Below are 12,549 nucleotides of genomic sequence, written 5' to 3'. Positions count from 1 at the left end.
ATATCCTCTGAAAAACAACAGGTGTGCCTGATAAGTTTAGGTCGTCAGCGGATGACATTTACCGCAAAAAACTGGTGATGAACTGTCTGTTTTTCGAACAATCAGCAAAGCGTCAAACAGGCGTAAAAAATCAAATTTCCTTGTTGTGTGTGTTTACCGCGTGGCGTTATGCGGGTATCTTACGCCGCTGTTAAAAGGAGAATGCTATGTCCGCCCAGAAACCGGGATTACACCCACGCAACCGCCACAATGGCCGTTATGATCTTGCGACTTTATGCCAGGTTACCCCAGAGCTGACGCAATTTCTCACCCTCACGCCCGGCGGCGAGCAGAGTGTTGATTTCGCCAATCCGCAGGCAGTAAAGGCGCTCAATAAAGCACTGCTGGCGCATTTTTATGCGGTGAAAAACTGGGATATTCCGGACGGTTTTCTGTGCCCGCCGGTGCCTGGTCGTGCTGACTACATTCACCACCTGGCCGACCTGTTGGGGGAAACCAGCGGAACCATTCCGGCAAATGCGAGCATCCTGGACATAGGCGTAGGGGCAAACTGTATTTATCCGCTGATCGGCGTGCATGAATACGGCTGGCGATTCACGGGCAGTGAGAGCAGTAGCGAAGCGTTTAACAGCGCTCAGGCGATCATAAACGGCAATCCGGGGTTAACCCGTGCTATTCGTCTGCGTCGTCAGAAAGATGCTTCGGCAATCTTCAACGGTATCATTCACAAAAATGAGCAGTATGAAGCCACATTGTGTAACCCGCCATTCCATGATTCTGCGGCCTCAGCCCGCGCAGGAAGCGAGCGTAAACGTCGTAATCTGGGGCAAGATAAAGATGATGCGCTGAACTTTGGCGGACAACAGCAGGAGCTGTGGTGTGAAGGCGGCGAAGTAGCGTTCATCAAAAAAATGATCGTCGAAAGCCAGGCTTTTGGCCGTCAGGTTATGTGGTTTACCACGCTGGTTTCGCGCGGCGAGAACTTACCTCCGCTGTACCACGCATTAACGGATGCGGGCGCGGTGAAAGTGGTCAAGAAAGAGATGGCCCAGGGGCAAAAGCAGAGTCGCTTTATTGCCTGGACCTTTATGGATAACGATCAGCGTCGTCGTTTTATGGCGCGTAAACGCTAAAGCGTTGGCTCGGTTGGCGGCAGCGGTTCGCTTGCCGCAGACGTTGGGCCATTCCCTGGTGCAGGCAACACTTGATACGTCTGTACCGGGGCGCGTATGTTGGCCAGATCGAAGTATTTCTTCACCTGGCTGTCGAGCGCAAAACGTACCGTCCACTGCTTCAGCGGCAAGGTGGTAAACGAGACCCGTAGTGTGAATGCCGTATTAGTTAATCCTACAATCCCGGCAAACGACGGCTCGCCGATAATCAGCCCGCGAATATCATCTTTTTCCATCACCGCAGCAACCGCATCTTTCAACGCCTGATTCGCTTTATCCGCATCCTCATGGCGGTCTACGTCGTAATTGGCGACGACCGATCCAATTCCCCGCACAAAGTTGGCGAAGGTCGTTATCGATGACCAGGGAATAATATGGTACGCCCCGGTGTCCTGACGCACGCCCACAGAACGGATGGACATCCGTTCAACCGTACCGGTGAGTGGGCCAATGGTCACCAGGTCGCCGGTGTTCATGCCATTTTCAAACTGAATAAAAATCCCGGTAATAATATCTTTTACCAGCGTTTGCGAGCCGAAAGAGATAGCCAGCCCCAGCGCCCCGGCCCCGGCCAGTAAGGGGGCGATATTGACGCCGATTTCCGACAACACAATCATGATGGTGATCGTGCTGATAATCACCGCCAGTGCGTTGCGAAACAGTGTCAGTAGGGTGCGGGTACGCGCGCTGGGTAGCGGACGACCGTGGATATCGGAAGCCAGACGATTTTCAATCAGACTGGCAAGGATTGTCCAGCCGATGGCGGAGAAGAATAAAATCAGCGCGATACGGATCAGGATATCCACTGTTTTTTCTCCTGCGCCGTAATGCAGCCAGTTCCAGAAGTCGAACAGTCCCCAGGCATTCAGTAGCAGCATCACCGCAACGCACACTGTCAGGATCCTGGCTACGCTTAACGCCGTCGACAGCCAGCCATTCAGCCGCTTTTGTAGTTCCGGATAGCTGCGCTGAGTGTGTGGCGAAAGGGTAATAGTTTTGGCAATCCAGCGGGAAAACATGCCGGAAACAAAGGCGGCAATTCCAATGATTACCAGACTGCGCAGCGTAGCGCCCATCATGAATTTCAGGCTGTTGCCCGGATCAAACAGCGAAAAGAAAAACAGCACAATGAAATAGGCGCTGGCCAGCCAGTGCCATACCAACGCAAAAGCACGAATAAACAGACTGAAAAAAGCGAGGGATCTTTCCGCCAGATTCAGCAAATGCTGCGTTATCTCTTTCTTGTTTCTGAAAATCAGGTACAGCGCCCATAGCGTGATACACAACATGATGATGACGTTGGCCATCGCGCCGACCTGCACATTGACCTGATTCGAAATAATGGGCACGGCAACGATAAGCCCATAGCCAATCAGGCTGCTCAATGAACTCAAACGGCGATTCCAGTAGCATGCGCCAGCATCCTGAATGTTAAACGGGCGCAGCTCGGCCACCGTTGGGCAAAATATCAGGCGCAAAATGGCCTTGAAGAATTCAATCAGGGCGAAGGCATTGAGAAACAGGCTTTGCTGAAAGGCGATCGTGCGACTGCCAGCGTTCATTTTGTCGCTCAGTATCTGCCCGACAAATAATGTCAGCGCCAGCAGAAGCAAATCAATAATGAATGCGCCAACGATCATCGCCGGAAGCTGAAGCCAGTTGCTGCGTTCGCGGTTTTTGCGTCGTGCCCATTGTCCCATTTTGCGATACAGCGGCAGCGCGCACAGGCGAATCAGCCAGAAAAAACCGAACACTGACACCGCCAGCATTAAAAAATGCGTCAGAGCATTGGTGAACGTTTGCGGATTAAAGGTCTTATGCGGGGCATCGGTAATATTGCGATAAAGCTGGGCAAAGCGGCTGGAGAGCGCCTCACCGTAGTGGCGGGTGACGTCCGTGACGTTTTCCAGTACCGTTTTTTCTTCCGTTAACGTGGGCGGGACAATGGTCGGCACCGGCTCGGCAGGAGGGGCAGTGGCCACTTTGCGTAACTGACCGATCAGCTCCTGACGCGAGGCGTCATTTTCCAACACATCGGCCAGTGCGCCGTAAGCCGCTTTTTTCTGTTCAATATCCGGCTCTTTCGCCGGTGTGGTTTGCGCGTTGGTTGACGTTGGCGTGGTGACGCCAGGTATCGTCACCGCCTGAGTCGGGAAACTCAACAGACAAACAAAAATGAACAGGATCCCGCGCATGACCCCTCCCATGAGAAAATAAATTCAAAAGGATAAGTATAGATGTCAGGGCGGGAGAGAATTGAAATGAGAGGATTCTGGTGAAAAACCTCCCTTCGGGCGAAGGGAGGCAGAGCTATCAGGAAACGTGCTGCAAGAATTCCTGTAAGCGTTGGCTGGGCGGATTTTCAATCAGGGCCTGCGGATTACCGTCTTCGGCAATTCTTCCCTTATCAATGAAAATCAGGCGTGAAGCCACTTTTTCGGCAAAACCGATTTCGTGGGTCACAATCACCATGGTCATCCCTTCTTCCGCCAGATCCTGCATAACTTTCAAAACCTCATGACGCAGTTCCGGGTCCAGCGCAGAGGTTGGCTCATCAAACAGCATCATTTTCGGCTTCACCGCCAGCGCTCGGGCGATAGCCACACGCTGTTGTTGACCACCGGACAGCTCAGAAGGGTAGTGATGCGCACGTTCGGCCAGACCTACTTTCGCCAGCAGTTCTTTCGCCAGTTTCTCGGCCTGTTCTTTATTCGCCCCGCGTACGCGCTGCGGCCCGAACATGACGTTTTCCAGCGCCGTCAGATGCGGGAACAGATAGAACTGCTGAAATACCATCCCGGCTTCCTGGCGGATTAACCGCTCGTCTACCTTCGGATCGTTCACTTTCAGACCGTCGACGATCAGATCGCCAGAGGTTATCTCTTCCAGTTTGTTAATGCAGCGTAGCAGGGTAGATTTACCGGATCCTGACGGCCCGATAATCACCACTACTTCACCCTGTTGAATGTTCAGGTCAATATTGTGCAGCACCTGGGTTGGACCAAAGTGCTTAGAAACGTTTTTAAATTCAATCACAGGATTTTCATCCTTCTTTCCAGACGACGCAGAATGAAGCTCAGCACCAGCGTAATGATCAGATAGAACACCGCAACGGCGCTCCAGATTTCCAGTGCGCGGAAGTTACCGGCAATGATTTCCTGGCCCTGACGGGTCAGTTCAGCGACGCCAATGACAATAAACAGCGAGGTATCTTTAATGCTGATGATCCACTGGTTGCCCAGCGGCGGCAGCATACGACGCAGCGCGAGAGGCAAAATAACGTGGCGAATAGTCTCTGTGCGTGAAAGCCCAAGGGCCAGTCCGGCTTCGCTGAATCCTTTATGGATTGAGAGCACCGCACCGCGGGTGATTTCCGCAATATAGGCACCGGAGTTGATCATGATGGTGACAACGGCGGCGCTAAAGGGGTCAATGCGTAAATCGTTAAATGCCATTGGTAGAGCGAAGTAAATAAACATTACCTGCACAACGATTGGCGTACCGCGAATGACTTCGATAAACACCAGCGCTACGTGGTTGGCGATCCAACCGCCGAAAGTGCGCGCAAACCCTGCTGCAAGTCCGATTATCAGACCGCCAGCCAGACCGAGGACCGAGATCCACAGGGTCATTTTGGCGCCTTCAATCAAAAGCGGGATGGCGGGCCAGATGGCACTCCAGTCAAACTGCATATGTCGTTCCTGTTACCGTGGTGTAAATATTCAAATGCCCGTTTTGCCGGATGTGCTGTGCTTATCCGGCTTACAGGTCTCAAAAATCCAGGCGTAGGCCCGGTAAGCATCACGCCACCGGGCAACGCTACCGGTTATTATTTAGGTTCAGTACCGAACCATTTTTTGTAGATTTCGTTGTAAGTACCGTTCTCTTTCAGCGTTTTCAGCGCGCCGTTCACTTTCTCACGCAGGTCGTCGCTGCCTTTCGGGAAGGCGATGCCGTACTGCTGGGCTTCCAGTGATTCGCCTACAGCTTTGAACTGACCATTGCCAGCTGTTTTGATGAAGTAAAGAATGTTTGGTGTGTCGTGTAGCACGGCGTCTGCGCGGTTGGTGCCCAGTTCCATATACGCGTTATCGATGTTCGGGAACTGACGCAGGTCTTTAGTTTTGATATTCGCTTTTGCGTAATCAACGGAACCGGTGCCGCTCTTCACTGCGACAACTTTACCATCCAGATCTTTCACGCTTTTCACGTCGTTGTTATTCGCTTTCACCATCACTAACAGACCGCTTTTGTAGTAGCCGTCAGAGAAGTCGATCGCTTTTTTACGCTCATCGGTGATGGTGATACCCGCCAGTGCCAGGTCGATATTTTTGGTTTGCAGAGCCGGGATGATGCCGCTGAAATCCATTGGTTTCAGTTCATAATCCAGCTTCAGTTCTTTGGCGACAGCAGCCCACAGATCCACATCAAATCCAACGTATTTGTCACCCTGTTTGAATTCGAACGGTACAAACGCGGTGTCAGTTGCGACAACCAGTTTCTTATCTGCGGCATGGGAGGACACCGCAAAAGCCAGGGTAAGTGCAGCCAGTGAAACTTTTAATACAGACTTCATAGGATTTCCTTTTATATCCACGGGGCGATCCCCTGCGAGAACATATGGCTTAATGAAAGAATCGTGCCAATTTTGCAACTCATTGTTTTAACAAGAGGGTGTTTCGTTTCTCTGCACAATAAGTAGGGCAAAGCGAGTAATCTGCACTGTTTTGGGGCACTCATTTGGTGCGAACCAGGCACGGTGCAAACGGTATGACTATTTAGCGTAAAAATTGTTGATAAAACAATCTTTCGTTAACGATTGTGTGAGGTGATTATTACAAATAATTTACTTTGGAGTGACGAATGATCAATGTTATGCACCATAGATGTGCAAAACCCCCGCCGGAGCGAGGGTTATATAGGTAATTCTTATGTCTGCTGTTACTCAATGTTGGCTTCGATAAACCACAGGAATTTATCGAGGTCGCGAGAAGCTGCGGTAAAGATATCCGCGGTATCTTCGTCTTTTGCTTCGCTAATAGCCTTACGTACGCTGTTTGCAACTACGGCATAACGTTCGGCCAGCTCTTTTAAGTGGTCCTGTACGCTATGGATATCCAGCGGGTAACTTTTTAGAGGCGTTTTGCTATTAATAACCTGAGTTGTGCCCAGTGCCACACCGCCCAACTGTACGGCGCGTTCAGCCATCGTGTCGAGGTGATCGGTCAGGGCTGTACGGAAGCCATCCAGCATTTCATGTACCGCAATGAAGTTTGCGCCGCGCATGTTCCAGTGAGCCTGTTTGGTGATCAATGACAGGTCAATGAACTGGATTACTTGCTGATTCAGCAGTTCTACGGTCGCTTTCTTTTCGCTATCAGACACATCGTTGCGGGTATAAAGGAGGGCGGATGCTTTTGTTTTTACCAGTTTCGCGGTACTCATATTTTCATATCCTCTTGATATTTATGTCCCAACTCTTCAACGGAATTAAGTATAGCGCTAAATTTGGATTTTTTTTCCGGTGTTGCCTATTACTTTAATAGCGAAGAAGGGGTAAATATAAAAATATCTAATAAAATCAATGAATTGAATGTTGTGTCTCTTGCAGGGTGTTATTTTTATGTTAATTTTGAGATTAAATGAAATATGCGGATGAGAAAATTATATTTTTTAGAATTATTATCACGCAGATTTACAATTGGATATTCTGCATGATTATGCAAACCATGCAGAATATTACGTGGTTAATTCACGTCGACTTGTTTTATTTGTGGCTCTTTACGAATAGTGAGCGTAGAGCCCATTGATGCGACGATAATGGCACCCAGAGCGAGTGTCTGGATAAGCGTCAGCGTTTCACCGAGGAAGATCATTCCGGAAACCGCTGCCAGGGCAGGTTCCATACTCATCAATGTACCGAAAGTACGCGTCGGCAGGCGCGTCAATGCAATCATCTCCAGTGAATAGGGAAGTGCAGTAGAGAGGACTGCAATGGCCAGGCCTAACGGCAGAATGGACCAATGCCACAGGGCATCACCAGCCTGGATCGCGCCGATTGGCACAAATACCAGTGCTGCAATTAATGACCCTACTGCGACGGTTGCCGGACCGTGTTCCGCCCCGGCTCGCTGCCCGGTAAGAATATAGATGGCCCAGCAGGCACCAGCCCCCAGCGCTAGCGCAGCACCGGTTAAATCGACGTGAGAAACGTCCTGACCTAATGGCAGCAGGAACCACAGTCCGAGTACAGCCAGTGCAACCCAAATGAAATCCACCGGGCGCCGGGATGAAAACAGCGCTACCGCCAGCGGGCCGGTAAATTCCAGCGCCACGGCAATTCCCAGTGGCACGGTCTGGATTGACAGATAGAAGAGATAGTTCATCCCGCCCAGAGACAGGCCATAAAACAGAAGGGGCAGGCGCTGTTCTTTGGCGAATCGCAAACGCCAGGGTTTAAAGAAGGCGATAAGGATGAGGGTGCCCAACGCAAGGCGCAACGCGGTAACGCCCGGCGCGCCGACGAGCGGGAACAGCGATTTCGCCAGAGATGCTCCGCTTTGAATGGAGGACATAGCAATTAGCAAAACCAAAATAGGCAACCAGACTGGCGCTTTACGTGACGACCCCGGCATCCTTTCTCCTGTCAAATTATGTCAATAGAAGTAAAACAGCGAGTGTAATGGAAATACACACATGCGGTTGAGTATTCGTTGAAAAAAAAATTGCTCAGTTCCGTACAATGGCATGAAACTGATGGATTAATAATCTGCGTGATTAGGAATAATCTGGATGAATGTGCCATATTGTGCGCGCAATAATGGCATTTTACGTTAGAAAAGTGATGTTAATTGAAAGAGATAGCGGATTTCTGAAATGTTCTGTTACATGAAAGACCCCGTTAGACATCGCTAATCGCAAAGAGTTTCCCATCAATTTTTGGTATATTTAAAACTTAAGATTTACTTGAAGCACATTTGAGGTGGTTATGAAAAAAATTGCATGTCTTTCAGCACTGGCCGCTGTTCTGGCTTTCTCCGCAGGTACTGCTGTAGCTGCTACTTCTACCGTTACCGGTGGTTACGCTCAGAGCGATGCTCAGGGCGCAGCGAACAAAATGAACGGTTTCAACCTGAAGTATCGCTACGAGCAGGACAACAACCCGCTGGGTGTTATCGGTTCCTTCACTTACACTGAAAAAGATCGTACCGATGCTTCTGGCGACTACAACAAAACCCAGTACTACGGCATCACTGCTGGTCCGGCTTACCGTCTGAACGACTGGGCAAGCATCTACGGTGTAGTGGGTGTTGGTTACGGTAAATTCCAGAACGCAGCATCCCCGGCTGACAACCACACCACCAGCGACTACGGTTTCTCTTACGGTGCTGGTCTGCAGTTCAACCCGATCGAAAACGTTGCTCTGGACTTCTCCTACGAGCAGAGCCGTATTCGTAGCGTTGACGTTGGCACTTGGATCGCTGGCGTGGGTTACCGCTTCTAATCACTTCGGTGATATGAAAAATCCGCCTCTCGGGGCGGATTTTTTTTGCCTGCAATATGAGCTGTTAACGAGATTTGGTCTCGAAGATGTCGGTACCAAGGTGGTTGTAGTCCACCTTCTGCAGCTTAAAGTTGGTGATGTACACAGGCCCGGCTTTTTTCTCTGAGATAAAGCGGTAGCTGTTGGTTATTTCTTTTGCGCTAATCCCTGTCCACTGCGAGAAAAAGCTGAGGAAATCATTGGCGGATCGACGGGCCTTAATCACCCGATGCGCTTTATCATCGCTCGACAGCACCATGAAAGGTACCTGGAAATTCTGCTGGAACTGATCGTCATGCGCCAGGTACTGCACCTCTTTTCCACGCTCTTTAAACGCGAGGCCATGATCGGAGAAATAGACCATCGAGAAGCTGGTACCGCTATTACGTAGCTGATCGTATAGCTGGCGCAGTAGGTCATCCGTTTGCGTCATGGTGTACAGGTAGCAAGACGTCTCTTTTGACTGGACGAAAGTCTCGTACTTACCCTGCGTACGGTCGCAGGCCTGCGGATGTGAGCCCATTAAATGCAGTACAATAAGCTGCGGCTGAGTGCGCTCGGTTGCCAGCACCTGTGCGGTCATCTTCAACAGCGCTTCGTCACGGGTATTTTTATCCGCTTCGAAGTCACCGTTCTTGAGGAACTGAACTTCATCAGCGCGTTTTGCAATGCTGGCGATGGCCGTGTCGTATTCACCAATTTGTCCCTGATTGGAAAACCACCATGTCTGGAAACCTGCTCGGTTGGCCAGGGTGACAAAGTTATCCTGGAACTGGGGCTTATTGTCGACCACCCGATTCAGCGTCAGGCCGAGTGATTTTTGCGTTGAACCGCTGGCAGCAATGTAATCCGCAAAGATGTAGCCGTTAACGGAGCTGGCAAACGGGGTGTTATCCCAGTGGCCGCCAAACGCGCCTAACGCATCGCGGCGGGCGCTTTCGCCGATCACCACGACGTAGGTGTGATACTTCGGCTTCACGGCGGTTACGGTCCAACTGTCTTTCACGCTCGACAGCTTCGCCATACGCTCTTGTTCGTCGAGCACTTCGTTGTTATTGACGATCACGTCCTTGGCAAACCGGAAAACCGGATAGCCAGTGTCTTTCAGCTTGAACACGCCGCCCCAGGCCAGGTTTTGTACCGGGGTAACAAAGAATGCGACAACGCTGAACAGCAAACAAACGCTGTCGAACTTGTTCCAGCCACGCTTTTGTTCATCTTTTTTACGACGTACGGCGATAACGCCGAGGGCGAAAATAAATACCCCAACCAGATAACTGTACCAGGGGAAGATGGTCAGGATTTCGGTGGACTCTTCCATATTGGTTGAGTGCAGCGCCAGCAAGGTATTGAAGTTCGGTGAGCCGTAAGCCTGGCCGAACGGAAAGTACATTGCCGCAATCAGCGAGCAAAGGCCAATCAGCACTTTCTGCGCGCGCGGCGCGCTGCGCCACAGCAGCATCAATATACAGGTGAAAGCAACGCTATAGAGCAGGCTAAGCGGATAGCCCAGCGCAAGGTTGATTAGCAGAGACTGTAAGAAATAGAGGCCAGTCCACGGACTAATCGCCCGGCTACGAGCAATGATTGAATCTTTGAGGGTTAAATTCATATGCCACTGTTACAAAAACGCCATGTGCTTACCCTGGCGCTAAGGGTCATTGCCTGCCTGAGAGAGCGAGAAGAGGGATAGGGTCCGCATCCGCGAGCCGCAATATACGCAGGGCTGCGAAAAGATAGAGTGTGCGCAAGAGAAGGTCAACTACTACAAAGAAATTGTTTTGCGAGGGACGTGGCAAAACTGACAAAAAGAAGGGTTATTGGGACGAAAACCACCACCGTACCCGGATGACGGCAGGAAAAAGAAGCGGCGTACCGCAACGCCGCATTAATTTTCTGAAGGTTTATCCTTCTCAGGTTTGCTGTTAATCATGTCACACAGCATAGAGATCAGCATCAACCGTACTTTAAAGGGAGAGTGGCTAAACACGCGTATACACCTCTTAAATTCATTCATGTAAACCTCCTGACTTCACGATCCCATCAGTCCTTGAGGGATGTCTTTATTATATACAGATATAGCACAGGCTATATTATATAGCTATTGCTAAAACGTTAATTTTTTGTGCCCGCGCAACTCTGGTTTACAATGAGTGCTCTCTAATCAGATGCCGTTAACGCGTCACAGTAACGAGGAAGCAGAATGAGTCGTCGCGCAGGTACGCCAACAACAAAAAAAGTGACGCAATTGGTGAATGTCGAAGAACACGTTGAAGGGTTTCGTCAGGTTCGGGAGGCGCATCGCCGTGAGCTGATTGATGACTACGTAGAGCTGATTTCCGATCTCATTATTGAGGTAGGTGAAGCGCGCCAGGTGGATATGGCCGCACGGCTTGGGGTTTCCCAGCCGACGGTTGCTAAAATGCTTAAGCGTCTTGCTTCAGTCGGATTGATTGAAATGATCCCCTGGCGAGGCGTGTTTTTAACCGCAGAAGGTGAACGACTGGCTCAGGAAAGTCGGGAGCGTCATCAGATTGTGGAGAATTTCCTGTTGATGTTAGGTATCAGTCCGGAAATTGCCCGTCGCGACGCGGAGGGGATGGAGCATCACGTCAGTAAGGAAACGCTGGAGGCTTTTAGCCGGTTTACGCAACAGCAAGGAACAGGCTCTGAATGAGTTTTCCTTTATTACGCGCCTTACAGCGCGATCGTTTTTTCCAGCTGTTAATCATCGTTGGGGTTGTACTGAGCCTGTTCACGCCATTTACCCCCCGGTCGTGGCCGGGAGCGATTGACTGGCACACAATTATCACGCTTAGTGGCCTGATGTTACTGACCAAAGGCGTGGAGCTAAGTGGTTACTTCGATGTGTTAGGGCGCAAGATGACCCGCCGTTTCAAAACAGAGCGCCAGCTGGCGATATTTATGGTGCTGGCGGCGGCGTTGTTGTCGACGTTTCTGACCAACGATGTTGCGCTGTTTATTGTTGTTCCGCTGACCATCACTCTGAAAAAATTGTGCGCTATTCCGGTGAATCGCCTGATTATCTTTGAGGCGCTGGCGGTTAACGCCGGATCGTTGCTAACGCCAATAGGCAATCCACAAAACATTCTGATGTGGGGACGCTCAGGCTTATCGTTTACCGCGTTTACCTGGCAAATGGCGCCGCTTGCGGGGGCCATGATGCTGACGCTGGTGGTGCTGTGCTGGTTTAGTTTCCCGAATAAAGCATTGCATTATCACACCGGTACGCGCGCACCTGACTGGCAACCGCGTCTGGTGTGGGGCTGTCTGGTGTTGTATATCATCTTCCTTGCAGCACTGGAGTTAAAACAAGAGCTGTGGGGTCTGGCGATTGTGGCGGCAGGGTTCATGGTGCTGGCTCGCCGCGTGATCCTCAGCGTAGACTGGACGCTGCTGTTGGTGTTTATGGCGATGTTCATTGATGTGCACTTGCTGACGCAGCTTCCGGCCCTGCAGGGGACAACCCACCAGATTGGCGCGCTTTCAGCGCCGGGACTTTGGCTGACCGCCATTGGCCTGTCGCAGTTTATCAGTAATGTGCCCAGTACGATTTTGCTGCTGAACTACGTCCCGCCAACGCTGCTTCTGGCCTGGGCGGTCAATGTGGGCGGCTTTGGGCTGTTGCCAGGATCGCTGGCGAATCTCATTGCGTTACGGATGGCAAACGACCGCCGGATCTGGTGGCGTTTTCATTGGTATTCGGTACCGATGCTGATATGGGCGGCGCTGGTGGGATATGGTTTGTTGCTGATGATGTCATAGCGACGCAGAGGCGATAAAAAAGGCGGATGATTCATCCGCCTTTTTCGT

Annotated in this window: 12 protein-coding genes; 4 read left to right on the top strand and 8 right to left on the bottom strand. The window is 50.8% G+C overall.

Features of this window, described 5'->3' with window-relative positions:
• Positions 1-206 precede the first annotated feature (206 nt).
• Positions 207-1,133 (top strand): 23S rRNA (adenine(1618)-N(6))-methyltransferase RlmF, encoded by a 927-nt coding sequence (rlmF, locus tag GFB57_RS20005; RefSeq protein WP_003035241.1) that lies wholly within the window; start codon positions 207-209, stop codon positions 1,131-1,133.
• Here the strand turns inward: rlmF and ybiO are convergent.
• From ybiO to rhtA, 6 genes are all read right to left on the bottom strand, one after another.
• Entirely contained in the window at positions 1,130-3,367 is a 2,238-nt protein-coding gene (gene ybiO / locus GFB57_RS20000; RefSeq protein WP_003035243.1) for a mechanosensitive channel protein, read from the bottom strand. The two genes, rlmF and ybiO, sit on opposite strands and share 4 nt — an antisense overlap.
• A 118-nt stretch (positions 3,368-3,485) precedes the next feature.
• Positions 3,486-4,208 (bottom strand): glutamine ABC transporter ATP-binding protein GlnQ, encoded by a 723-nt coding sequence (gene glnQ, locus GFB57_RS19995; RefSeq protein ID WP_003035246.1) that lies wholly within the window; start codon positions 4,206-4,208, stop codon positions 3,486-3,488.
• Positions 4,205-4,864 carry a glutamine ABC transporter permease GlnP gene (gene glnP / locus GFB57_RS19990; protein WP_003035248.1) on the bottom strand — a complete coding sequence of 220 codons (660 nt, stop codon included), beginning with the start codon at positions 4,862-4,864 and terminating at the stop codon, positions 4,205-4,207. Before glnP ends, glnQ begins: the two co-directional genes overlap by 4 nt.
• A 137-nt stretch (positions 4,865-5,001) precedes the next feature.
• On the bottom strand, positions 5,002-5,748 hold the full coding sequence (gene glnH, locus GFB57_RS19985; protein ID WP_003035251.1) for a glutamine ABC transporter substrate-binding protein GlnH: 747 nt from the start codon (positions 5,746-5,748) through the stop codon (positions 5,002-5,004).
• Between the two features lie 365 nt (positions 5,749-6,113).
• A complete protein-coding gene (gene dps, locus GFB57_RS19980; RefSeq protein ID WP_003035253.1) occupies positions 6,114-6,617 on the bottom strand; it encodes a DNA starvation/stationary phase protection protein Dps in 504 nt (167 codons plus the stop codon).
• A 302-nt stretch (positions 6,618-6,919) separates the two neighbouring features.
• Entirely contained in the window at positions 6,920-7,807 is an 888-nt protein-coding gene (rhtA, locus tag GFB57_RS19975) for a threonine/homoserine exporter RhtA (protein ID WP_003035255.1), read from the bottom strand.
• 353 nt (positions 7,808-8,160) lie between these two features.
• Here rhtA and ompX point away from each other — a divergent pair, with 353 nt between their 5' ends.
• On the top strand, positions 8,161-8,676 hold the full coding sequence (gene ompX, locus GFB57_RS19970; RefSeq protein WP_003035257.1) for an outer membrane protein OmpX: 516 nt from the start codon (positions 8,161-8,163) through the stop codon (positions 8,674-8,676).
• A 64-nt stretch (positions 8,677-8,740) separates the two neighbouring features.
• Here ompX and GFB57_RS19965 read toward each other — a convergent pair whose 3' ends face one another.
• Together GFB57_RS19965 and mntS are read right to left on the bottom strand one after the other, a co-directional pair.
• Complete coding sequence (locus GFB57_RS19965) at positions 8,741-10,327, bottom strand: phosphoethanolamine transferase (protein ID WP_003035259.1); 1,587 nt, start codon at positions 10,325-10,327, stop codon at positions 8,741-8,743.
• A gap of 276 nt (positions 10,328-10,603) precedes the next feature.
• Positions 10,604-10,732: a manganase accumulation protein MntS gene (gene mntS, locus GFB57_RS19960; protein WP_003836996.1), complete on the bottom strand. Its 129-nt coding sequence runs from the start codon at positions 10,730-10,732 to the stop codon at positions 10,604-10,606.
• Positions 10,733-10,918: 186 nt separating this feature from the next.
• On the opposite strand from mntS, the gene mntR reads away from it, so the two are divergent.
• Both mntR and GFB57_RS19950 read left to right on the top strand, forming a co-directional pair.
• Entirely contained in the window at positions 10,919-11,392 is a 474-nt protein-coding gene (mntR, locus tag GFB57_RS19955) for a manganese-binding transcriptional regulator MntR (protein ID WP_003035264.1), read from the top strand.
• A complete protein-coding gene (locus GFB57_RS19950; RefSeq protein ID WP_003035265.1) occupies positions 11,389-12,501 on the top strand; it encodes an anion transporter in 1,113 nt (370 codons plus the stop codon). Before mntR ends, GFB57_RS19950 begins: the two co-directional genes overlap by 4 nt.
• The last annotated feature ends 48 nt before the right edge of the window (positions 12,502-12,549 follow it).

Origin of the sequence: Citrobacter sp. S39 (assembly GCF_009495675.1) — a bacterium.
In the GTDB taxonomy this organism is placed as follows: Bacteria; Pseudomonadota; Gammaproteobacteria; order Enterobacterales; family Enterobacteriaceae; genus Citrobacter; species Citrobacter freundii.
Note: the sequence above shows the minus strand (reverse complement) of the source record. Positions and strands in the feature narration are given on the sequence as shown.

Excerpts from the sequence above, each read along its gene's own strand:
- rlmF (WP_003035241.1), top strand. The coding sequence starts at position 207 with ATGTCCGCCCAGAAACCGGGATTACACCCACGCAACCGCCACAATGGC.
- ybiO (WP_003035243.1), bottom strand. The coding sequence starts at position 3,367 with ATGCGCGGGATCCTGTTCATTTTTGTTTGTCTGTTGAGTTTCCCGACT.
- glnP (WP_003035248.1), bottom strand. The coding sequence starts at position 4,864 with ATGCAGTTTGACTGGAGTGCCATCTGGCCCGCCATCCCGCTTTTGATT.
- glnH (WP_003035251.1), bottom strand. The coding sequence starts at position 5,748 with ATGAAGTCTGTATTAAAAGTTTCACTGGCTGCACTTACCCTGGCTTTT.
- dps (WP_003035253.1), bottom strand. The coding sequence starts at position 6,617 with ATGAGTACCGCGAAACTGGTAAAAACAAAAGCATCCGCCCTCCTTTAT.
- rhtA (WP_003035255.1), bottom strand. The coding sequence starts at position 7,807 with ATGCCGGGGTCGTCACGTAAAGCGCCAGTCTGGTTGCCTATTTTGGTT.
- ompX (WP_003035257.1), top strand. The coding sequence starts at position 8,161 with ATGAAAAAAATTGCATGTCTTTCAGCACTGGCCGCTGTTCTGGCTTTC.
- GFB57_RS19965 (WP_003035259.1), bottom strand. The coding sequence starts at position 10,327 with ATGAATTTAACCCTCAAAGATTCAATCATTGCTCGTAGCCGGGCGATT.
- mntS (WP_003836996.1), bottom strand. The coding sequence starts at position 10,732 with ATGAATGAATTTAAGAGGTGTATACGCGTGTTTAGCCACTCTCCCTTT.
- mntR (WP_003035264.1), top strand. The coding sequence starts at position 10,919 with ATGAGTCGTCGCGCAGGTACGCCAACAACAAAAAAAGTGACGCAATTG.
- GFB57_RS19950 (WP_003035265.1), top strand. The coding sequence starts at position 11,389 with ATGAGTTTTCCTTTATTACGCGCCTTACAGCGCGATCGTTTTTTCCAG.